The 22,738-nt window shown below is 69.1% G+C and carries 14 protein-coding genes and 5 pseudogenes (1 of these 19 cut by a window edge); 7 read left to right on the top strand and 12 right to left on the bottom strand.

Translation table 11 applies throughout. From position 1 onward, the window contains the following. Nucleotides 1-641: pseudogene (gene prpR / locus OJJOAM_RS00845) on the bottom strand (propionate catabolism operon regulatory protein PrpR) (it extends 1,324 nt beyond the left edge of the window). Next, nucleotides 638-790, bottom strand: a complete 153-nt coding sequence (locus tag OJJOAM_RS00840) for a hypothetical protein (protein WP_422648579.1) — start codon at nucleotides 788-790, stop codon at nucleotides 638-640. The pseudogene prpR and the gene OJJOAM_RS00840 overlap by 4 nt, the downstream one beginning before the upstream one ends. Nucleotides 791-974: 184 nt before the next feature. On the opposite strand from OJJOAM_RS00840, the gene prpB reads away from it, so the two are divergent. The 4 genes and pseudogenes from prpB (at nucleotide 975) to prpF (ending at nucleotide 7,052) form a co-directional block, all read left to right on the top strand. Next, a complete protein-coding gene (gene prpB / locus OJJOAM_RS00835; protein ID WP_422648578.1) occupies nucleotides 975-1,883 on the top strand; it encodes a methylisocitrate lyase in 909 nt (302 codons plus the stop codon). A gap of 28 nt (nucleotides 1,884-1,911) precedes the next feature. Continuing rightward, nucleotides 1,912-3,072, top strand: a complete 1,161-nt coding sequence (gene prpC, locus OJJOAM_RS00830; RefSeq protein ID WP_149318962.1) for a bifunctional 2-methylcitrate synthase/citrate synthase — start codon at nucleotides 1,912-1,914, stop codon at nucleotides 3,070-3,072. A 115-nt stretch (nucleotides 3,073-3,187) separates the two neighbouring features. Next, nucleotides 3,188-5,809, top strand: a complete 2,622-nt coding sequence (acnD, locus tag OJJOAM_RS00825; protein ID WP_422648577.1) for a Fe/S-dependent 2-methylisocitrate dehydratase AcnD — start codon at nucleotides 3,188-3,190, stop codon at nucleotides 5,807-5,809. An 81-nt stretch (nucleotides 5,810-5,890) separates the two neighbouring features. Then, nucleotides 5,891-7,052 (top strand): annotated as a pseudogene (prpF, locus tag OJJOAM_RS00820) (2-methylaconitate cis-trans isomerase PrpF). A 66-nt stretch (nucleotides 7,053-7,118) separates the two neighbouring features. Here the strand turns inward: prpF and OJJOAM_RS00815 are convergent. Further along, entirely contained in the window at nucleotides 7,119-7,634 is a 516-nt protein-coding gene (locus OJJOAM_RS00815; RefSeq protein ID WP_422648576.1) for a PaaI family thioesterase, read from the bottom strand. A gap of 412 nt (nucleotides 7,635-8,046) precedes the next feature. Between OJJOAM_RS00815 and OJJOAM_RS00810 the strand changes: the two genes are divergently transcribed. Beyond that, nucleotides 8,047-8,274, top strand: coding sequence for a DUF1289 domain-containing protein (locus OJJOAM_RS00810; RefSeq protein ID WP_422649635.1), 228 nt, complete (start codon nucleotides 8,047-8,049; stop codon nucleotides 8,272-8,274). A gap of 126 nt (nucleotides 8,275-8,400) precedes the next feature. Here the strand turns inward: OJJOAM_RS00810 and OJJOAM_RS00805 are convergent, their stop codons facing one another. The 8 genes and pseudogenes from OJJOAM_RS00805 to OJJOAM_RS00770 form a co-directional block, all read right to left on the bottom strand. Beyond that, nucleotides 8,401-10,890: a penicillin acylase family protein gene (locus OJJOAM_RS00805; RefSeq protein WP_422648575.1), complete on the bottom strand. Its 2,490-nt coding sequence runs from the start codon at nucleotides 10,888-10,890 to the stop codon at nucleotides 8,401-8,403. Nucleotides 10,891-11,084: 194 nt separating this feature from the next. After that, entirely contained in the window at nucleotides 11,085-12,518 is a 1,434-nt protein-coding gene (locus OJJOAM_RS00800; RefSeq protein WP_422648574.1) for an aldehyde dehydrogenase family protein, read from the bottom strand. 337 nt (nucleotides 12,519-12,855) lie between these two features. Next, nucleotides 12,856-14,478 carry an ABC-F family ATPase gene (locus OJJOAM_RS00795; protein WP_422648573.1) on the bottom strand — a complete coding sequence of 541 codons (1,623 nt, stop codon included), beginning with the start codon at nucleotides 14,476-14,478 and terminating at the stop codon, nucleotides 12,856-12,858. A gap of 346 nt (nucleotides 14,479-14,824) precedes the next feature. Beyond that, nucleotides 14,825-15,766 (bottom strand): muramoyltetrapeptide carboxypeptidase, encoded by a 942-nt coding sequence (ldcA, locus tag OJJOAM_RS00790; RefSeq protein WP_422648572.1) that lies wholly within the window; start codon nucleotides 15,764-15,766, stop codon nucleotides 14,825-14,827. Next, entirely contained in the window at nucleotides 15,739-16,461 is a 723-nt protein-coding gene (gene tadA, locus OJJOAM_RS00785) for a tRNA adenosine(34) deaminase TadA (RefSeq protein ID WP_422648571.1), read from the bottom strand. The genes ldcA and tadA overlap by 28 nt, the downstream gene beginning before the upstream one ends. Before the next feature lie 133 nt (nucleotides 16,462-16,594). Beyond that, a complete protein-coding gene (gene queD / locus OJJOAM_RS00780; protein WP_006578733.1) occupies nucleotides 16,595-17,071 on the bottom strand; it encodes a 6-carboxytetrahydropterin synthase QueD in 477 nt (158 codons plus the stop codon). A 33-nt stretch (nucleotides 17,072-17,104) separates the two neighbouring features. Further along, nucleotides 17,105-17,739 (bottom strand): annotated as a pseudogene (gene queE / locus OJJOAM_RS00775) (7-carboxy-7-deazaguanine synthase). 147 nt (nucleotides 17,740-17,886) lie between these two features. Continuing rightward, a pseudogene (locus OJJOAM_RS00770) lies at nucleotides 17,887-18,825 on the bottom strand (LysR substrate-binding domain-containing protein). Between the two features lie 219 nt (nucleotides 18,826-19,044). Here OJJOAM_RS00770 and OJJOAM_RS00765 point away from each other — a divergent pair. Then, on the top strand, nucleotides 19,045-20,250 hold the full coding sequence (locus tag OJJOAM_RS00765) for an MFS transporter (protein WP_422648570.1): 1,206 nt from the start codon (nucleotides 19,045-19,047) through the stop codon (nucleotides 20,248-20,250). Nucleotides 20,251-20,574: 324 nt separating this feature from the next. Then, nucleotides 20,575-20,898 (top strand): hypothetical protein, encoded by a 324-nt coding sequence (locus tag OJJOAM_RS00760; protein WP_422648569.1) that lies wholly within the window; start codon nucleotides 20,575-20,577, stop codon nucleotides 20,896-20,898. A gap of 472 nt (nucleotides 20,899-21,370) precedes the next feature. Here the strand turns inward: OJJOAM_RS00760 and OJJOAM_RS00755 are convergent. Continuing rightward, nucleotides 21,371-22,715: pseudogene (locus tag OJJOAM_RS00755) on the bottom strand (amidohydrolase family protein). Nucleotides 22,716-22,738 lie beyond the last annotated feature (23 nt).

The raw sequence follows: 22,738 nt of genomic DNA, 5'->3' as shown, positions 1-22,738 counted from the left end.
CAGATGCGCCAGGATCGTATTGACGTATTCGCGCCGGCTCGACTCGATGCGCCGCAGCCGCGCCGCCTCGATCGCGTCCTCGAGCGCGAGCTTGACCGACTGCCCCGAGTACAGGAACACCCCCCGTCAGCCCGAGCCGATCCGCGAGCTCCGTCACGAGCCCGGGTCCGACCACGACCTCGATGCCCTCCTGCCGCAGCGCCTTGACGCGCACCGTGGCGTCGTCCTCGGTCAGGTACGGCCTCCGACGGAATCGGCAGACCGAACTCGCGGGCGAACTCGTCGACTTCGGGGTAGGTGGCGGCATGGGTCACCAGCGCGACCCGCGGCGAGATGCGCCGCGCGGTAGCGAGCGCGCTGAGCACGTCGAACCCCGTTACCTTGACCAGCGTGACCGGCACGTCCACATGCTGGCGCAGATAGGCGCCGTTGGAGCCGGCCGCGACCACCGCGTCGAGCCGCCCTTCCCTGGCTTCCCGGGCGATCGCACTGGCGGCCGCCTCGTAGCCCTTGCCGACGAGCCGAAAGTCCGCCTGCGCGGCATAGGAAGGAATCAGATCGGCGAAGGCGCGCGACAGCCGGCTGATGCCGACCGCCCAGATGCGGGGCCGGCCAGGAGGAATCGGGGTAGCGGGAGTCATCGATCGAAAGCAAAAGGCGAATGCCGCAAGCCGCGGCCACCGCGAAAGAAAAAACCGAACGCCGCAAGCCAGGCCAGCGCAAGAACAAAACCGGCCACAATAGGACGTTGACGCGCCGTCGCTGCATTCTGCGCCCACCAGCACTGCATTTCAATCTCTTAGATTGCATTTCAAAATTGAAATGCAATCGGAGCGCCGACCACGTCACTTGAAACGCCAGAAACACCCGCAATCCCTTGTCCGGACTGGCCAAACCAGGCGGCGCCGCAACCCACCCCGGCCTTGGCACGCCGCTTGCGCTCTGCCGGCATTCCGCTCACCCAGGACGCGATCATGACCCTGACCTCCCAAGACCTGGCCCGTTCGGCCGGCGCCCGTTTCCGCCAGGCCCTGGCCGACGAGCAGCCGCTGCAGGTCGTCGGTACCATCAACGCCAACCACGCCCTGCTCGCCAAGCGCGCGGGCTACCGTGCGATCTACCTGTCCGGCGGCGGCGTCGCGGCCGGCTCGCTGGGCCTGCCCGACCTCGGCATCTCGAACCTGGACGACGTGCTGACCGACATCCGCCGCATCACCGATGTCTGCGACGTGCCGCTGCTGGTCGACGTCGACACCGGCTTCGGCGCCTCCGCCTTCAACGTGGCCCGCACCACCCGCTCGCTGATCAAGTTCGGCGCCGGCGCGATGCACATCGAGGACCAGGTCGGCGCCAAACGCTGCGGCCACCGGCCCAACAAGGAGATCGTCTCGCAGGACGAGATGGTCGACCGCATCAAGGCCGCGGTCGACGCCCGCACCGACGAGCATTTCGTCATCATGGCCCGCACCGACGCGCTGGCGGTCGAGGGCCTGGACAAGGCGATCGAACGCGCGGTGGCCTGCGTCGAGGCCGGCGCCGATGCGATCTTCCCCGAGGCGATGACCGACCTGTCGATGTACCGCAAGTTCGTCGACGCGGTGAAGGTCCCCGTGCTGGCCAACATCACCGAATTCGGCGCCACGCCGCTGTTCACGCGCGACGAGCTGGCCGGCGCCGGCGTCGCGATGATCCTCTACCCGCTGTCGGCGTTCCGCGCGATGAACAAGGCCGCCGAGAACGTCTACGCGGCGATCCGCCGCGACGGCACCCAGCAGAACGTGCTGGACACCATGCAGACACGCGCCGAGCTCTACGAGAGCATCGGCTACCATGCATACGAACAGAAGCTGGATGCGCTGTTCGCGCAAGCCAAGGCCAAGTAATCAGAACAGAGCGAAGCAAGGAGACGACATGTCCGAAGCCACTCCGGCGCAAGCCACCCCGAAGCCCAAGAAATCCGTCGCGCTGTCCGGCGTCGTCGCCGGCAATACCGCGCTGTGTACAGTCGGCCGCAGCGGCAACGACCTCCACTATCGCGGCTACGACATCCTCGACGTCGCCGAGACCTGCGAATTCGAAGAGATCGCCTATCTGCTGGTGCACGGCAAGCTGCCGACGCAGGCCGAGCTGAACGGCTACAAGGCCAAGCTGCGCGCGCTGCGCGGCCTGCCCGCCAACGTCAAGGCCGCGCTCGAATGGGTCCCGGCCTCGGCTCACCCGATGGACGTGATGCGCACCGGCGTGTCGGTGCTCGGCACGGTGCTGCCCGAGAAGGAAGACCACAATCTGCCGGGCGCGCGCGACATCGCCGACCGCCTGATGGCCTCGCTCGGTTCGATGCTGCTGTACTGGTACCACTACAGCCATAACGGCCGGCGCATCGAGGTCGAGACCGACGACGATTCGATCGGCGGCCACTTCCTGCATCTGCTGCACGGCCGCAAGCCCAGCGAGCTGTGGGAGCGCGCGATGCACACCTCGCTGAACCTGTACGCCGAGCACGAATTCAACGCGTCGACCTTCACCGGCCGCGTGATCGCCGGCACGGGCTCCGACATCTATTCGGCGATCTGCGGCGCGATCGGCGCGCTGCGCGGCCCGAAGCACGGCGGCGCCAACGAGGTCGCGTTCGAGATCCAGAAGCGCTACGACACGCCCGACGAGGCCCAGGCCGACATCACCCGCCGCGTCGAGAACAAGGAAGTCGTGATCGGCTTCGGCCATCCGGTCTACACGACCGGCGATCCGCGCAACCAGGTGATCAAGGAAGTCGCGCGCCGCCTGTCGAAGGACGCCGGCTCGATGAAGATGTTCGACATCGCCGAGCGCCTGGAGACCACGATGTGGGACATCAAGAAGATGTTCCCCAATCTCGACTGGTTCAGCGCCGTCAGCTACCACATGATGGGCGTGCCGACCGCGATGTTCACGCCGCTGTTCGTGATCGCGCGGACCTCGGGCTGGGCCGCGCACATCATCGAGCAACGCATCGACAACAAGATCATCCGCCCGAGCGCCAACTACATCGGCCCGGACAACCTGAAGTTCGTGCCGATCGAGAAGCGCCGCTGATACGGTGGACGCAGGCGGAAGCGGCCGCACCACGCGCACCGCTTCCGCCCGCGGTCCGCATGTCCCCACGACACACCACGGCGCGCCGAGCACGACCCGTATTGATTCCCTCCCCATGAATACTGCCTACCGCAAACCGCTGCCCGGCACGGGCCTGGACTATTTCGACGCACGCGCCGCGGTCGATGCGATCCAGCCCGGCGCCTACGACACGCTGCCCTACACCTCGCGCGTGCTCGCCGAAAACCTGGTGCGCCGCTGCGACCCGTCGCTGCTGAACGCGGCGCTGACGCAGCTGATCGAACGCAAGCGCGAACTGGACTTCCCGTGGTTCCCCGCGCGCGTGGTCTGCCACGACATCCTCGGCCAGACCGCGCTGGTGGACCTCGCCGGCCTGCGCGATGCGATCGCCGACCAGGGCGGCGATCCGGCCAAGGTCAATCCGGTGGTGCCGGTCCAGCTGATCGTCGACCATTCGCTGGCGGTCGAGCACGGCGGTTTCGACAAGGATGCCTTCGCCAAGAACCGCGCGATCGAGGAGCGCCGCAACGAGGATCGCTTCCACTTCATCGAGTGGACCCGCAAGGCGTTCAAGAACGTCGACGTGATCCCGCCGGGCAACGGCATCATGCATCAGATCAACCTGGAGCGGATGTCGCCGGTGATCCATGCCGTCGACGGCGTCGCCTACCCCGACACGCTGGTCGGCACCGACAGCCATACGCCCCATGTCGACGCGCTGGGCGTGATCGCCATCGGCGTGGGCGGCCTCGAGGCCGAGAACGTGATGCTGGGCCGCGCGTCGTGGATGCGGCTGCCGGACATCGTCGGCGTCGAGCTGCGCGGCAAGCCGCAGCCGGGCATCACCGCGACCGACATCGTGCTGGCGCTGACCGAATTCCTGCGCAGCCAGCGCGTGGTGGGCGCCTATCTCGAATTCCGCGGCGAAGGCGCGGCCAGCCTGACGCTGGGCGATCGCGCGACCATCTCGAACATGGCGCCCGAATACGGCGCCACCGCGGCGATGTTCTTCATCGACGGCCAGACCATCGACTATCTGCGCCTGACCGGCCGCAGCGACGAACAGGTGCGCCTGGTCGAGACCTACGCGAAGACGGCGGGCCTGTGGGCCGATACGCTCGATCGCGCCGAATACGAGCGCGTGCTCGCGTTCGACCTGTCGACCGTGGTCCGCAACATGGCCGGCCCGTCGAACCCGCACAAGCGCCTGCCGACCACCGCGCTAGCCGAACGTGGCATCGCCGGCCAATGGCAAGAAGTGCCGGGACAGATGCCGGACGGCGCCGTGATCATCGCCGCCATCACCAGCTGCACCAACACCAGCAATCCACGCAACGTGATCGCCGCCGGCCTGCTGGCACGCAACGCCAACGCGCGCGGCCTGACGCGCAAGCCCTGGGTCAAGTCCTCGCTGGCGCCGGGCTCCAAGGTCGTGCAGCTGTATCTGGAGGAAGCCGGCCTGCTGCCCGAGCTCGAACAGCTCGGCTTCGGCATCGTCGCGTTCGCCTGCACGACCTGCAACGGCATGTCCGGCGCGCTCGATCCGGCGATCCAGCAGGAGATCGTCGCGCGCGATCTGTATGCGACCGCGGTGCTGTCGGGCAACCGCAATTTCGACGGCCGCATCCATCCCTACGCCAAGCAGGCCTTCCTGGCGTCGCCGCCGCTGGTGGTCGCCTACGCGATCGCCGGCACCATCCGCTTCGACATCGAGCGCGACGTGCTGGGCCACGACGCGAACGGCCAGCCGGTGACGCTGAAGGACATCTGGCCGAGCGACGAGGAGATCGACGCGATCGTCGCGCAAAGCGTCAAGCCCGAGCAGTTCCGCAAGGTCTACGAGCCGATGTTCGCGGTACAGGCGGCCAACGCCGAGACCATCAGCCCGCTGTACGACTGGCGGCCGCAGAGCACCTATATCCGCCGCCCGCCGTACTGGGAAGGCGCGCTGGCCGGGGAGCGCACGCTCAAGGGCCTGCGTCCGCTGGCGGTGCTCGGCGACAACATCACCACCGACCATCTGTCGCCGTCGAACGCGATCCTGCCCGACAGCGCCGCCGGCGAATACCTGGCGAAGATGGGCCTGCCCGAGGAAGACTTCAATTCGTACGCGACCCACCGCGGCGACCACCTGACGGCGCAGCGCGCGACCTTCGCCAACCCGACCCTGGTCAATGAAATGGCGGTGGTCGACGGCAAGGTCAGGAAGGGTTCACTGGCGCGGATCGAGCCGGAGGGCAAGGTCGTGCGCATGTGGGAAGCGATCGAGACCTACATGGAACGCAAGCAGCCGCTGATCATCGTCGCCGGCGCCGACTACGGCCAGGGCTCGTCGCGCGACTGGGCGGCCAAGGGCGTGCGGCTGGCCGGCGTGGAGGCGATCGTCGCCGAAGGCTTCGAGCGGATCCACCGCACCAATCTGATCGGCATGGGCGTGCTGCCGCTGGAGTTCAAGCCCGGCACCAATCGCCTGACGCTGCAGATCGACGGCACCGAGACCTTCGACGTGATCGGCGAGCGCAAACCGCGCGCGGACCTGACGCTGGTGATCCACCGCAGGAACGGCGAGCGCGTCGAAACCGCGGTGACCTGCCGGCTCGATACCGCCGAGGAAGTGTCGATCTACGAGGCCGGCGGCGTGCTGCAGCGCTTCGCGCAGGACTTCCTGGATTCGACCAAGGCGGCGCGGGCGGCCTCGGCCGCATCGGCTGCATGAACCGGCGCGGCGCTCCACCCTGAATCAGCACGAGGCATCCCATGGTTTCCCTTCCCCCAGATCCGCATCCCCGCCACCTATATGCGTGGCGGCACCAGCAAGGGCGTGTTCTTCCGCCTGCAGGACCTGCCCGAGGCGGCGCAGTCCCCCCGGCCCCGCCCGCGATGCGCTGCTGATGCGCGTGATCGGCAGCCCCGACCCGTACGGCAAGCAGATCGACGGCATGGGCGCGGCGACGTCGAGCACCAGCAAGACGGTGATCGTGTCGCCCAGCAGCCGGCCGGACCACGACGTCGACTATCTGTTCGGCCAGGTCGCGATCGACCAGCCCTTCGTCGACTGGAGCGGCAACTGCGGCAACCTGTCCGCCGCGGTGGGCCCGCTCGCGATCGCCGCCGGCTTTATCGACCCGGCTCGCATCCCGCGCGAGGGCGTCGCCACCGTGCGCATCTGGCAGGCCAATATCGGCAAGACGATCGTCTCGCATGTGCCGATCGTCGACGGCATGGTCAAGGAAACCGGCGACTTCGAGCTGGACGGCGTGACCTTCCCCGCCGCCGAGATCATGCTCGAGTTCATGGACCCGGCGGCCGAGGAGGAAGGCGGCGGCGGCGCGATGTTCCCGACCGGCAACCTGGTCGACGACCTCGAGGTGCCGGGCGTTGGCACGCTGAAGGCGACGATGATCAATGCCGGCATTCCGACCATCTTCGTCGACGCCGACGCGATCGGCTACAGCGGCACCGAGCTGCAGGAGGCCATCAATGGCGATCCCAAGGCGCTGGCGATGTTCGAGACCATCCGCGCCTACGGGGCCGTGCGCATGGGGCTGATCCAGAACGTCGACGAGGCCGCCCGGCGGCAGCACACGCCCAAGGTGGCCTTCGTCGCTCCGCCGGCCGGCTATACCGCGTCGAGCGGCAAGGCGGTGCGCGCGGAAGACATCGACCTGCTGGTGCGTGCGCTGTCGATGGGCAAGCTGCACCACGCGATGATGGGGACGGCCGCGGTGGCGATCGGCACCGCCGCGGCCATTCCCGGCACGCTGGTCAATCTGGCAGCCGGCGGCGGCAAACGCCAGGCGGTGCGCTTCGGCCATCCGTCGGGGACGCTGCGCGTCGGCGCCGAGGCCGAGCAGGTCGACGGCGAATGGGCGGTCAAGAAAGCCATCATGAGCCGCAGTGCGCGGATCCTGATGGAGGGTTGGGTGCGCGTGCCGGGCGACTGGAACCCCGTTGCCTGATGGCCGGGATGCCGGGACCGCTTGCCGGTCCCGGCATGTCATGGCGGCGGCGGGGAAAGCGGGCGGTTAATTGCGTTTCAGTGCAATGTCCAACGGAACGACGTTCACCGCCAAGCGGCAGACAGTCCCGTCTCGGCCCGTTTCGGCACGTCTCGGCAGCGCCCGGGCCTCCCTGGCCCTCAACCAAACAACACGCTGTTCATCAGCGCCTTCGCCACCACGGTCCCCCGCTTCCGGCTGCTCGGCATAGACCGTGACCTCCGTGGCGATCTGCCGCTGGCCGCGGCGCACCACCGTCGCCACGGCGCGCAGCGCCGCCGCCTCGGCCGGCGCCACATACTGGATCGACAGCGCGCTGGTCGCCCCGCCGCGCACCTTGTCCGGGTCCGCGCCGGACGCCGCGGCCGCCGCGCCCGCGATATCGATCAGCGTCGCGATCACGCCCCCGTGCACCGTCTTGCCAACCGTGACATTGCCGGGGCTGAACGGCAGCACCAGCTCGACATGCTCGGGCGCCAGCACGTCGAGCGCGACGCCGAGCGTGCGGGCCACCGGCGAGCCGATCAGGATTTCCTCGACCATCGCGCGAACGCGGGGCGCGACTTCGGCGTAGGTGCCGGTAGCGGAGAGTGGGGGCAGCGAAGACATCATGCGGGCTCCTGAAGTAGGCTGAAGGGTCTGTCGTGGTGAGTCCATGATGGCGGCCGGCGCGGCCGACGCTCAATTACCCGGCAGGTAATCCGATCGTCGACGCCGGTGGACGACACGGGCGGACGACACCGGTGGACGCCGGCGGTGGACGACACCGGTGCACGACGCCGGTAGCCAACGCCGGTGGACGATGGAGCGAACGACGCGCTGAACGGAAAACCTGCCGATCGGCGCCACACCGGCCCCCGGCACCGCCCGACCCCGCCGCTTATAATGGCCGCCTTTGCCACACCCAGCCGCCATGCCGCAAACCCGCCCCGATTCCGCGCCAGACCCGCTCGCCTTGCCCGATACCGCCGACACCGCCGAGACCACCGACGACAGCCTGTTCGACCGCCCCGACAGCCCCTGCATCGGCATCTGCTCGACGCTGTTCGACGAGGTCTGCCAGGGTTGCGGCCGCACCGCGATGGAGGTCAGCAACTGGGTCTTCATGAGCGACGCGGAAAAGCAGGCGGTGTGGGAACGCATCACGCGCGAAGCCACCGCGCGCCGTTTCCAGCGCGACTAGGGGCTCCCCCTGTGGCCGCTCTGGCCGCTCTGGCCGCTCTGGCCGCTCTGGCCGCTCTGGCCCCTCTGGTCCGGAGAGCCCTGATCCAGAACGCCCTGATTCGCAGAGCCCTGGTCCGACAAGCCCTCACCGGCTCGCCCCGCTCGTCCGGCCGCCATCGCGCGCCGCGGGCGTCAGCACCAGCGTCTCGAACGCCTTCGCCCCCGCCGGATGCCCGGCACCCCGGATCGTCACGTACTCGCCGCGCGCCCATTGCTCGGTCCAGTCGCGATAGTGCGGCGACAACACGTTGCCCGATTGCCCCGTCGGCGTGATGAAGCGCGAGGCCGACAGATCGGCCAGATCGTAGATCGCCCGCACGCTGGCGCCATGCACGTTCTCGAACGGCGCCTGCTCGTCCCCGATGTTGTGGCGGCCCGCATTGACCGTATAGGTGTCCCCACCGGTCGGCACCTTGACATTGAAGAAGCCGGCCAGCGACGGCACCTTGGCGAACGGCCGGTGTTCGGCGCGGGCGGCATGGGCATGGCCCCAGCGCCAGCGCCGCGGGTCGTCGCCATAGCGCTGCTGCAAATCGGCGATGGCACGTTTCCACGCGGCGCCCATCGCGTCGTTGCAGTCCTCGGGCGCCGGCGTCTTCGGGTCGTCGCACCAGAAGCGCCCAAGGCCCCGCGAGCTGCGCAGCACGTTCAGCATCGCCTGTTGCACATTGCGCTGCTCCCACATGCGCGCGAACACGCCATCGCCGACCTTGCCCTCGAACATGCCGCGCGACAGCTCGCGCAGCCAGGCGGTGGCGACCAGCGGCTCGGCGCGGTCCGCCGACATCGTGCCGTCCCAGCGCGCCAGCGCGGCGAACAGCTCGCGCTCGCGGGGCGGACGCGTCTCGTCGGCCGCGATCGAGGCGCCGAGCAGCAGCGGCAAGGCGTCCTTGACCGCCAGCGACAGCTCGTCCTTCTGGATCGCCGCGAACGTATCGAGCGTGTGCTGCCGCCGCGCGCCGAGCAAGGCGCGGATGCGGTCGTGCCGATACGGCACGGTCCATTCGCTGGTCAGGAAGTAGGGATAGTCGTCCGGCACGATCTTCTGGTTCGCGGTCACCACCATGCCGCCGGGCGGATTGAAGCTGCGCGGCAGCCGTTCGAACGGAATGAAGCCGTTCCAGTCGTAGCGCGCGTCCCAGCCCGGCGCGGGAGCCAGGCCCTTCAGATCGTTGGAGGCGTGGCGCAGCGGCACGCGGCCCGGCGCGATGAAGCCGATATTGCCGTCGACATCGGCATAGACCGCGCTCTGCTGTGGCGTATGGAAGTCCCGCAGCGCCTCGGTGAAGCTGGTCCAGTCGTGCGCGCGATTCAGCTTCAGGCCGGCCTGCACGGTGCGGTCGTCCGGCCGCAGCGCGACCCATTGGAAGGCCACCACATACTGCGCGCCCAGCGGCGCGACGGCGGCCGCAAGCGGGTCGGCGACATCGGAAATCACCGGCCCATGGCGGGTCGAGCGGACGCGGATCGTCACGTCGGGCTGGTCCTTGACCCGGATGGTCTCTTCGCGCACCGCGAAATCGGCCCAGCCGTTCGGCGTCTGGTACTGCTGGGGCCGGCCGGGACGAAGCCGTTCGATATACAGGTCCTGCAGATCCGGCGCGGTATTGGTAAAGCCCCAGGCGATGCGCGGCGTATGGCCGATCACGACCACCGGCATGCCGGGCAAGGTGGCACCGGTGACGTCCAGCCCCGGCGCGCGCAGCGTGGCGAAATACCACAGCGCCGGCGCCTGCAGGCCCAGATGCAGATCGTTGGCCAGCAGCGGCTTGCCCGAGCGCGTATGGGCGCCCGATACCACCCAGTTGTTCGAGCCCATGCCTTCGACGAGCCCCCGCGGCGCCGCGGCCTCGACGCTGGCCATCGCCGTGGTCAGCGGGGCCAGCTGGCGGTACAGCGCGGGATAGTCGGTGGTGCGCAGCGGCTGCTCGCCCGGATACGGCGCCAGCAGCTCGTTGATGCGCGACAGCGACAGCGTCTGCGCCAGCCGCATGCGCAGCACCTCGCGGCTCCAGTTGGCGCTCAGGTCCCAGGCCATCATGGTCTGCCAGGCCAGCGTATCGGCCGGCTCCCAGCGTTCGGGCACGGTGCGCAGGATCGCGAATTCGGGCGGCAACGGGCCCTTGTGGCTGTCGATGCCGGCATTGACGCCGTCGGCATAGGCCTGCAGCGCGGCGCGCGTCTCGGGCGTGCTGGCGGCGAAGGCGGCCTCGGCATTGCGGCGCACGCCGATGGTGCGCAGGAAGCGATCGGTCGGCAGCGCGCTCGGTCCGAGGATCTCGGCCAGCCGGCCGGAGGCGATGCGCTTGTTCATCTGCATCTGCCAGAGCCGGTCCTGCGCATGGACGAAGCCCAGCCCGAAATACGCATCGCGCGGATCGCCGGCCTCGATGCGCGGGATCGCATGGCGGTCGCGCACGATGGTGACGCGTCCATGCAAACCCGCCAGCGCGACGGTGCCCGCCACCGCCGGCTGCGACGCCTGCCGATACCAGGCATAGCCGCCGATCGCCGCGGCCAGTGCCAGCCCCGCCAGGATCACCGTCAGCCATGCCAGCCGCTTGAGCCAATGCATCGCCTTCCCCTCCCCCGTCCAACCGTTCGTTGCGGTGTCGTGCTGTTGTTGCGGAGGTCGTGCGGCGCACCGCGGGCCGCACGGCCGTCTCCATCACCGGCCGCGCCGGGTGGTCGCCACCTCGGCGCGGTCGCGCCATTATCGCCGACGTAAAAATGCCCGGACAGGCCGGGCATCTTCAAAGCGGTCGGCGCTCAGGCCGCGGGCTTCTTCAGCTGCAGCGCCTTGTACTCGAGGAACTCCTCCAGGCCGTACTTGCCGGCCTCGCGTCCATTGCCGGACTGCTTGTAGCCGCCGAACGGCGCCAGCATGTTGAACGGGCCACCGTTGATATCGACCTGGCCGGTGCGGATGCGACGCGCCACGCGCACCGCCCGCGCCTCGTCGCCGGACCATACGCCGCCGCCGAGGCCATAGACGCTGTCGTTGGCGATGCGCACCGCGTCTTCCTCGGTGTCGTAGCAGATGATCGACAGCACCGGGCCGAAGATCTCTTCCTGCGCGACGGTCGCCTTGGGGTCGACGTTGCCCAGCACGGTCGGCTGCACGAAGAAGCCCTTGTCCAGGCCCGCCGGCGGCTCGGTCCCGCCCGCCACCAGTTCGGCGCCCTCGTTGAGCCCGCGCTGGATGTACCCCGTCACGCGGTCCTTCTGCGCGGCCGAGATCAGCGGTCCCAGCTTGGTGGTCTCCTGCAGCGGATCGCCGACGGTGAAACCCGCCACCACCTTCTTGACGATCTCCTTGACCTCGTCATATCGGGCGCGCGGCACCAGCATCCGCGTATGCGCCGAGCAGGTCTGGCCGGAGTTCAGGAAGCAGGCGTTGATGGTGCCCTTGACCGCGGCCGGCAGGTCGGCGTCGTCCAGGATCACCGAGGCGGACTTGCCGCCCAGTTCCAGCGCGACGCGCTTGACGGTCTGCGCGGCCAGCTCGGAGACGCGCTTGCCGGCGCGGGTCGAGCCGGTGAACGACACCATGTCGACCTCGCGGTGGCTGGCCAGCACCTCGCCGACCACCGGACCATAGCCCGTCACCAGGTTGAACACGCCCGGCGGCAGGCCGGCGGCCTCGATCACCTCGGCCAGCACGAAGGCGTTCAGCGGCGCCACCTCGGACGGCTTGAGCACCACCGTGCAGCCCGCGGCCAGCGCCGGCGCGACCTTCAGCGTGATCTGGTTCAGCGGGTAGTTCCACGGCGTGATGGCGGCGACCACGCCGACCGGTTCGCGCACCACCAGCGAATTGCCGACCTCTTCCTCGAAGGTGAAGGACTCGACCAGCTTGGCCGCCTGGCTCCAGTTGAAGACCGGGCCGCCGACCTGGATCGCGCGGGCCAGCTTGATCGGCATGCCCACCTCGGCGGCGATCAGCTGCGCCAGCTCCTCGGTGCGCGCCTTCAGGCCCTCGGCGATCTTGCGGATATAGTCGGCGCGCTGCTGCGGCGGCGTGGCGGCCCAGCCGTCGAAGGCGGCGCGGGCGGCCTGGATGGCGTCCTCGGCGTCGCGGGCATGGCCCTCGGGAATCCGCCCCATCACCTCCTCGGTGGTGGAATGGATGACGTCGATCTGGCCGGTGCCGTGCGGGGCGACCCATTTGCCGTTGATAAAGAGTTTGTCTCGCTGTTGCATAGCCACAATTCCTCGGTGAGCCGTCAGGCGTACAGCCTTTCAGCGTTTCCAACCTGATTCAGGTGTTTCAGGGCGTTTGCCGTTGTTATCAATGTTTTCCGTGCCGACATTGTAGAGCCGATTTTGTCCGGCGATATCGCTTCGCCGCCCGGCGCACGGCCTGCGCTTGCCAATATCCCGCCGATAATCGCGCGGTACCGCTCGCCGGCCATGAAAAAGGCCGCAACGCGTCGATGCGTTGCGGCCTTCTTGCGGCCTTTCGTTCGCCAGCCTGCCCGTGGTGGCGGGCGGCAGGCGACGGGGGCGGGCGGTGAGCAGCAGGCGTGACAGAAACCCGTCAGCCGGCGATACCCTGCGATTCCAGATATTCGTCGTAGGTACCCAGATAATCGGTCACCGTGCCGTCGGTGCGGATTTCGATGATCCGGGTGGCCAGCGCGCTGACGAATTCCCGGTCGTGCGAGACGAAGATCAGCGTGCCGGTGAACTTGTCCAGCGCGATCTGCAGCGACTCGATCGACTCCATGTCCATGTGGTTGGTCGGCTCGTCCAGCGCCAGCACATTATGGCGGCCCAGCATCAGCTTGCCCCAGATCATGCGGCCCTTCTCGCCGCCGGACAGCACCTTGACGGACTTCTTGATGTCGTCGGCCGAGAACAGCAGCCGGCCCAGCGTGCCGCGCAGCGACTGGTCGTCGTCGCCGGCCTGCGTCCACTGGGTCATCCAGTCCATCAGGTTGCTCTCTTCCGGGAACTCCTCGTAGGTGTCCTGGGGCATGTAGCCGACGTTGGCGTTCTCGGCCCACTTGACGGTGCCGTGGTCGACCTCGATGCCGCGCTGCACGCCCGTCTGCACCGCGCCGTCCAGCAGGCAGCGCAGCAGCGTGGTCTTGCCCGCGCCGTTCTCGCCGATGATGGCGACGCGCTCGCCGGCCTGGATCGACAGCGACAGGTTGTTCAGGATCTGGCGATCGTAGGACTTGCTGATGTTCTCGGCGGTCACCGCCAGGTTGTGCAGCTTCTTCTCGAACTCGAAGCGGATGAACGGGTTCTGGCGCGACGACGGCTTGATGTCCTCGACCTTGATCTTGTCGATCTGCTTCAGGCGCGAGGTGGCCTGGCGGGCCTTGGACTTGTTGGCCGAGAAGCGGCGCACGAAGTCCTGCAGTTCGGTGATCCGCTCCTTGGCGCGCGCATTGGCGGCCATCTGGCGCTCGCGAGCCTGCATCGACGCTTCCATGTAGTCGTCGTAGTTGCCCGGGTAGACCTTCAGCGTGCCGTAGTCCATGTCGGCCATGTGCGTACAGACCGAGTTCAGGAAGTGGCGATCGTGAGAAATGATGATCATGGTGGAATTGCGCTCGTTGAGCACATGTTCCAGCCAGCGGATCGTGTTGATGTCCAGGTTGTTGGTCGGCTCGTCCAGCAGCAGCACGTCCGGATTCGAGAACAGCGCCTGCGCCAGCAGCACGCGCAGCTTCCAGCCCGGGGCGATATTGCTCATCGTGCCCTGGTGCTGGTCGGTCGGGATGCCCACGCCCAGCAGCAGCTCGCCGGCGCGCGCCTCGGCGGTGTAGCCGTCGTACTCGGCGTACTTGGCCTCGAGCTCCGCGGCCTTCATGTAGTCTTCGTCGGTCGCTTCCGGGTTCGCGTAGATCGCGTCGCGCTCCTGCGCCGCCGCCCACATCTCGGTATGGCCCATCATCACCACGTCGAGCACGCGCATGTCCTCATAGGCGAACTGGTCCTGGCGCAGCTTGCCCAGGCGCACGCCCGGTTCCAGCATCACGTTGCCGGCGCTCGGCTCCAGGTCGCCGCCGAGGATCTTCATGAAGGTGGACTTGCCGCAGCCGTTCGCGCCGATCAGGCCGTAGCGGTTGCCCTCGCCGAACTTGACCGAGATATTCTCGAACAAGGGCTTGGGGCCGAACTGCATGGTGATGTTTGCGGTAGATAGCACGTCGAAGAACCTTTTGGAATGCGGTGTAGCGGTGATGGCGGCCGGTGAAGGGGGCCGATGTACGCGGCAGATCGGCGAAGCTGCCGACGGCGTGCCGCATGGCGCGGCGGGCTGGGCCAACGGAGCGACCGTGGCGTGGCCGTACAGGCCTGAGCCCTTCACCTCGCGAAGAATCGGAGATTTTACCATTCCTGGCGCAATCGGGCGCGAGGATGGCGGCGGGTAGGGATGCCGGCCTGCGATCGGATCCTGCGGTGGGATCCTGCGGCGGGTCCTTCAATCAGATGCTCCGATCCGGGCCGGGTGCGATGCGCCGGGCGCTCAGCGGGGCGCCCACACCGCGCGCTCAGGCCGCCCCGGCAAGCAGCGGATGCCCCGACATCGTCAGCGTGAAGCCGTCCGCCGTGGCCCGCAGCACGCCCTGCCCGCCCACCGGCAGCGTCAGCTTGCGCGCGCAGTGGCCGAACGGCAGCCCGGTGACGATCGGCACCGGCAGGCGCTCGCGCAGATAGGCCACCACGGCCGGAAGATCGTAGCCGTTGTCGTAGTCGCTGACGCGGTAGCTGGAGAAGTCGCCCAGCAGGATCGCGCGCTGGGCGCCCAGCACGCCGGCCTGCTCGAGCTGCAGCAGCATGCGCTCGACGCGGTAAGGCGGCTCGTTGACGTCCTCGAGGAACAGGATGCCGCCCTCGACCTGCGGCAGGTACGGCGTGCCCAGCAGGCTGCACAGTATCGCCAGATTGCCGCCCCACAGCGTGCCCGCCACCTCGCCCGAGAACGGCTGGCCGCCGTCCTGCGGCGCGTCGATGTCAACGGTATAGGACGACGCGCGCAGCAGGCCCTCGAAATGCCGCCACATGAAGTCGTCGACCGGCTCGGCGCCGAAGTCGGCCAGCAGCATCGGGCCGGCCAGGCTGATGCCGCCGGCCTTGGCCAGGTACGCCAGCTGGAATGCCGTGAAATCGCTGTGGCCGACGATCGGCGTGGCCGCGCGGCGGGCCTGCTCGGCGATGCGGTCGAAGTCGATGCGCGGCAGCAGCCGCGCCATGCCGTAGCCGCCACGCACCGCCAGCGTCAGCCCGCCGGGCGCGCCGGTGCCGATGCCATGCAGGTCCGCCAGCCGCTCGTCGTCGGTACCGCCGAAGCGCTGATGGCGGCGGGCCAGCACCTCGGGGTTGAGGACGCGGTAGCCATGCGCCCGCAGCCAGTCGCAGCCGCGCGTGGCGACGGCCATGTCGTGCGGATAGCCGGACGGAGCGATCAGGCGGACTTCGATGGGCGCATGCATGCGTCGGTCTTTCCCTGCGAGTCGGATGACGGTTCGGCGCCGGGCGCGGTGCTGGGCTCAGCCCTGATGAGCTCGGTGCTGGTGGGCCCGATGCTGCTAGGCTCGATGCTGGGCTCGGCGCCGGGGCCAACGCCACGCTCGATGCCCAACGGCGCGGCGGCACGGTCCGCCTTCTGCGCGCGTCGCCGCGCCCGGAAGAAGTCGCGCAGCAGCTGGCCGCATTCGTCGGCCAGCACGCCCCCGCGTATCGTGGTCTGGTGATTGAGCCGCGCCTCGGCGAACAGGTCCAGCACGCTGCCGGCGGCACCGGTCTTGGGATCGGTCGCGCCGAATACCACGTGGCGCAGCCGCGCGTGCAGCATCGCCCCGCTGCACATCGCGCACGGTTCCAGCGTCACGTACAGCTCGCACTCGGGCATGCGGTAGTTGCCGACCACCTGCGCGGCCGCGCGCAGCGCCTGCATTTCGGCATGCGCCGACGGATCGCGCGAGCGGATCGGCAGGTTGTGGCCGCGCGCAATGATCGCGTCGTTCCATACCACCACCGCGCCCACCGGCACCTCGCCCGCGGCTTCCGCCAGCCGGGCCTCCTCGAGCGCGGCGCGCATGAAGCGCTGGTCGCGCTCGTCGGCCAGCGGACCCTCGAACGGCGGCGTGGCGGCGGCGGTGGGCGATGGCGGCGGCGTGTCGGTCATCGGCGCGTCGGTGGCGAATTTGGTGGTGAGTTGAGGCAGCGGGTTGCGTTGAATCGGCGTTGATTTGGTGCTGACTGGCGGCAAGTTTGCGGCAAGTTTGCGCCAATCAATTCCGCGAGACGCCGGAACGCCCTCAGTCCTGCGCCGGCGCCACGGCGGGCGCGGTCACCTCGGCCCAGCAGTTCGGCGTCTCGAACAGCACCAGCCGGGTCAATTGCAGATGATGCCCGAAGCAGTCCTTGAACACCGGCGCAAGCATGTCGAAGGCGATCTGCGCCAGGTTCTCGACGGTCGGAATCGCGTCGAGCACCACCGTCTTGTGCCCCTCCATGCCGCGCAGGAATTCCAGCAGCGCGGTGTCGCCGCGATGGATCAGGAAGGCGTGGTCCCACTTGTCGACCAGATGCTGGTTCGCCAGCGCCTTGATGTCGCTGAAGTCCAGGATCATGCCCTCGTCCGCCGCGCCCTCGCGATGCAGCACCTCGCCCGACAGCGTCAGGTCGAGCCGATATCGGTGGCCATGGATATTGCGGCATTGGCCGCCATGGTTGGGGATGCGGTGGCCGGCGTCGAATTCGAGGCGGCGCGTGATCGAGACTTGCTTGTTCATGAAGACCGGTGCCGGGATCCGTGCGGCAGACGCCTAGCGGATGCCCAGCAGCTTGTGGGTTTGCAGCGAAGGCGCCAGCGCGGATGGCGCTGGCAGAAGTCGACCGCGAGGGCGGTATTCTCGCGCGCCAGCGGGCCGTCCATCGGCTGCACGAGGAAATAGCGGAAATCCAGCGCCTCGTATGCCGCGAAGTCCTGGCCGGGCTGCGGGATCACGACCTTGAGCTCGTCGCCGCGCGTGACCACGAGTTCGGCGCCCATCTTGGGGCTGACGCAAACCCAGTCGATGCCGTCCGGCACCGCGATCGTGCCGTTGGTCTCGATCGCGATCTCGAAGCCCTGCGCGTGCAGCGCATCGATCAGCGGCGCATCGAGCTGCAGCAGCGGCTCGCCGCCGGTGCAGACCACCAGCGGGCGGCCGCCCGCGCCTTGCGGCCATTGCGAGGCCACCTGCGCGGCCAGTTCCTCGGCGCTGCGGTATTTGCCGCCCAGCGTGCCGTCGGTGCCGACGAAATCCGTATCGCAGAAACGGCAGATCGCCTGCTCGCGATCCTGCTCGCGGCCGGTCCACAGATTGCAGCCCGCGAAGCGGCAGAACACGGCGGCGCGGCCCGCGTTGGCGCCCTCGCCCTGCAGCGTGTAGAAGATTTCCTTGACGGCGTAAGTCATGCTTGCGGTCGGTTCGACCTGGAAGATTGGCGACGGGATGATGCCCTGGCTATCCCTGCCGTGCAGGGGGCGGATGCCGGTGCGGCTGACCCTGGCGGAGGCGCTCCCGGTCGCGCGGGGGAAACGCGACAGTATACCAAAGACGCCTCAATGCCGCAGGCGCATGGCCGGCGGCCGGTCCGAGGCCTGGCGCGGCGCGTCGTCCTGCATCCGCGCCGCCAGGAAGTCCAGAAAGCAGGCAATGCGCGCCGACAGCTGGGTATTCAGATAGTAGACCGCGTGGATGGGCTGGCGCACGTCGAGCGTCTCGCGGGGGAAACAGCTGCACCAGGTCGCCGCGGGCCCGGTCCTGCGCGGTCATGAAGTCGGCCAGGCACACCACGCCCTGGCCCGCCAGCGCCAGCTGGCGCAGCGTCTCGCCGCTGGAGGCGGACACCGCCGGCGTGATCTCGAACTCGTTGCCGGCCTCGTCGCGCAGGGGCCAGCGGTTCAGGCTGTCGGGCTGCGTGAAGCCGAGCAGGCTGTGGCGGGCCAGCTCCCCGACCGAGCGCGGCCGCCCGTGCGCCTTCAGGTAGGCGGGGCTGGCCAGCACCCGCAGGCGGCTGTGGCACAACGGCCGGGCATGCAGCGTCGAATCGCGCAGCGCGCCGATGCGGATCGCGACATCGGTGCGGTGCTCCAGCAGGTCGATGATCTGGTCGCTGCTGTGCAGCTCCAGCTCGATCTCGGGATAGGCGCGGCGAAAGTCGTCGACCAGCGGCACCACCACATGGAGCATGAACGGCGAAGCCGCGTTGATGCGCAGCTTGCCGGCCGGCTTCTGCCGCCGCAGCGCGATCTGGTCCTCGGCCTGGTCGACCGCGCCCAGGATCGCGCGGGCGTGCGCCAGCAGCGCGGCGCCCTCCTCGGTCAGCTCGAGCCGGCGCGTGGTCCGCCGCAGCAGCGCGGTGGCGAGCTTGTCCTCGAGCCGCGCCAGCGCCGGCTGACGCCGGAGACAGTCTGGCCAAGCTGGTCGGCCGCGGCGGTGATCGAGCCGCTGTCGACCACGGTGACGAAGGCCAGCAATTCTTCCAGGGTCATTTTCATGGCGGGTTTTCCTGCGGTGCGGGGTTTCCTGCGGTGCCGATCGCGCCCGCTCCGGCCGGCCGAGGCTCCAGGCGGGGAGCCGGGCGACCCGGCATAGCGAGGCGGGATGCGAGATTGTTGACTGTGGATCAAATATTTTCTGCATATTAACGGATTAATCGGCAAGCCGGCCAGGATCACAATGCGTGCCATTCCGCTACTTGAAACCTGGAGGCCATCATGCCCCTCGCCTTACTCGCGCTGACGATCAGCGCATTCGCCATCGGCACGACGGAGTTCGTCATCGTCGGCCTGATTCCCACCGTCGCGGCCGATCTGCACGTGTCGCTCCCCTCGGCCGGCCTGCTGGTCAGCCTGTACGCGCTCGGCGTCGCCGTCGGCGCCCCGCTGCTGACCGCGCTGACCGGCCGGCTGCCGCGCAAGACCCTGCTGCTGTCGCTGATGGCGCTGTTTACGCTCGGCAACCTGCTGGCCTGGCAGGCGCCCGGCTACGGCTCGCTGGTGCTGGCCCGCGTGCTGACCGGCCTCGCCCACGGCGTGTTCTTCTCGATCGGTTCGACGATCGCGACCGGGCTGGTGCCGCGGGAGAAAGCCGCCAGCGCGATCGCCATCATGTTCACCGGCCTGACCGTCGCGCTGGTCACCGGCGTGCCGCTGGGCACCTTCATCGGCCAGCATTTCGGCTGGCGCGAGACCTTCCTTACCGTCTCCGCGCTGGGTCTGGTCGCCTTCGTCGGCAGCCTGCTGTTCGTCCCCTCGGGGATCCGCCATACGCCGCGGGCCTCGCTGATGCAGCAGGCCCGCGTGCTGGCCGAACCGCGCCTGCTGCTGGTCTATGCCAAGACCGCGATCGGCTACGGCGGCTCGTTCATCCCCTTCACCTTCCTCGCGCCGATCCTGCAGGACGTGTCCGGCTTCGACGCGGGCGCCGTCAGCCTGGTGATGCTGGTGTACGGCCTGTCGGTCGCCGCGGGCAATATCTGGGGCGGCCGCCTGGCCGACCGCCACGGCCCGATCCCGGCGCTCAAGACGATGTTCGTGCTGCTGGCCGCGGTGCTGCTGGTGCTGAACTTCACCGCGCCGCACCGCTGGCTGGTGGTGGCGACGGTGCTGGCCTGGGGCGCGGTCGCCTTCGGCAACGTGCCGGGCCTGCAGGTCTATGTCGTCAAGCAGGCCGAGCGCTTCACGCCGCAGGCGGTCGATGTCGCCTCCGGCCTCAATATCGCCGCGTTCAATCTCGGCATCGCCGGCGCGGCGTGGGCGGGCGGCCTGATCGTGACGCACCTTGGCCTGATGCATACGCCGTGGATCGGCGCGGCGGTGGTGCTGGTCGCGCTGGCGCTGACGGTCTGGAGCGGCCGCCTCGATCGCGCCGACGGCGTGGTCCATCGCGGCGGCGGCACTGCCGGCGCGATGTCGCACTGATCGGTCATCGGCGCTGGTCAGCCATCCGGGCTGATCAGCGATCCTCACCGATTGCCCATCCGGGCCGATCGCCATCCGGGCCGATCGCCATCCGGCGATCGGCCATCCTTACTGCGTGGCGGCGTGGGCAAGCCCGCCGCCAAGCGCGAAATCTGCACCGCTTCCCGGGCTTGCCGACCAAGGCTTCAAGCCTGTCTCCACCCCCGCCCCGCGCATGTGACCCATGCCACCACGGCATGCAACTTGCGTCCCGCTAGCCCGTCTGCGCGCAAAGACAGAACGCCCGGCGACGCCCGGCGATATCACACATCTCGGAGAGACAACATGAAAGCAACGACTTTGGCAGCGGCGCTCGCCTCCTGCCTGGCGCTGGCCGCCGGTGCGGCGCTGGCGCAAAGCGGCGGCAGCGGCAGCGGCGGTGGGACCGGAAGCGGTAGCGGCAGCGGTGGCGGCAGCGCCGGCACGGGAACGGGCAGCGGCACCAGCGCGACCGGGTCCGGCAGCGGCAGCACCAGCGGCAGCGGCAGCACCTCGGGCTATCAGTCCGGCGGCTCGGGCAGCAAGAGCGGCGCCAGTGCTCCCCCGCGGACGCTCGGGCAGCGGCGGCGGCGGGACCTCGGGCAGCGGCACCGGTGGTACCTCGGGTAGCGGCGGCACCAGCGGCTCCGGCAGCGGTTCGACCGGCACCGGTTCGGGCAGCCCCGGAAGCCCCGGCAGTTCGGGCAGCACGGGCACCTCTGGCTCGGGCGGCACCGGAACGGGATCCGGCGGCCTCGGTACCGGGGGCATGGGTTCCGGCGGCGCCGGTGGCTCAGGCGGGACCAGTGGCGGCTCCGGCGGTTCGGGAGGGGCCGGCGGCTCCAGCGGTCGCTAAGCCCGTTTGAGGCGCGCCGGCGACGGCGCGCCTCCAGACCCGTACCGAGGCCGTACTTGGGACGTACTTCGCGCCCTGCTCTCGCCCCACTCACGCCCTACTCGAGCCCCACTCGAGCCCTACTCGAGCCCTACTCGAGCCCTACTCGAGCCCTACTCGAGCCCTACTCGGGCTCTGCGCGCACCCTACTGACGCGCTACTGGCGCCCCGCCCGGTCCCTGCTCGGGCCGCACGCACGCCCGACATTCAAGCCGCGATCCGCTGCAGCACCTGCATCGCGTCGTACGCCTCGCGGCGCAGTTGCTCCAGATCCAGTCCCACGATCGCGCCCTCCTGCACGACCTGGCGTCCGCGCACGAACACGTGGCGCACCGGCGTCGGTTCGCCCGCCGCCACCGGCGCGGCGCCGAGATCGTGAAAGCCGTGAAAGCGCAGGCCTTTGAGGTCGTAGATCGCCAGATCGGCCGACTGCCCCGGCGCCAGCGTGCCGATCCGCGGCAGGTCCAATACCGCGGCGCCGCCGGCGGGTGCCCCAGTGAATCACCTCCTCCACCGTGGTCTGCGCGGCGCCGCCGACCGCGCGGTGCACCAGCCAGGCGAAGTTGGCCTCGTTGACCATGCTGCCCGATTCATTGGAGGCGACGCCGTCCACCCCGAGCGAGATCCGCACGCCGGCATCGGCCAGCGCGCGCACCGGTGCCACGCCGCTGCCCAGCCGCGCGTTGCTGACCGGACAGTGCGCCATGCCGGTACCGGTTGCGGCCAGCATGCGGATCTCGTCGGGAGACAAGGTGACCAGATGCGCGAACCAGACGTCCGGGCCGAGCCACCCATGCTCGCCGACGAACTCGACCGGCGTGCAGCGATATTTCTCGCGGCAGAAGCGCACGTAGTTGTCCGTCTCCGACAGATGCGTGTGCAGGCGCAGGCCGAGCCCGCGGCCGAACTCGGCCAGCTCGCGCAGCATCGCCGGCGGCAGCGAGAACGTCGGCGTGGTCGGCGCCACCGCGACGCGCCGCATCGCATCGCCGGCGGGGTCGTGATAACGCGCCTTCAGCCGCTCGATATCGGCCACCATCTCGTCGAGCGTCTCCGGCACCAGCGCGGTCTTCGACATGCCGGGATGGTCGGCCGCCGACTGGATCGCACCACCGCGGCACAGCACCAGCCGCAGCCCCATTTCGTCGGCCACCTCGAACAGCAGGTCGCCGGTCTCGGCGCCATGGCCGTGGTGATAGAGGTAATGATGATCGGCGCAGGTGGTGGTGCCCGACAGCAGCAGCTCCGCCATGCCGAGCCGCACCGCGGCACGCAGCACCTCGGCCGTGAAGGCCGCCAGGCGCGGATACGGCACTGCCGCCAGCCAGGCCTGCAGATCGGCGTTGATACCGGCGGGCACGGCCTTGAGCAGGTTCTGGAACAGATGGTGGTGCGTATTGATCCAGCCCGGATAGACCACGCAGCCCGTGGCGTCCAGCACGCGTTCGCCCGGCAGCGGCGCGAGCCCCGCCGCGATCTCGGCGATGCGGCCGTCGCGGATGCGGATATCGGCCGCGCCGGCGCGCGCCGCCGGGCCCGCCTGGCCGGTCATCACCGCAGCGGCGCCGCGGATCA

This window comes from Cupriavidus sp. H18C1 (assembly GCF_049311595.1).
Classification (GTDB): Bacteria; Pseudomonadota; Gammaproteobacteria; order Burkholderiales; family Burkholderiaceae; genus Cupriavidus; species Cupriavidus cauae.
The sequence above is the reverse complement of the archived record's forward strand: the minus strand, read 5'-3'. Positions and strand labels throughout refer to the sequence as shown.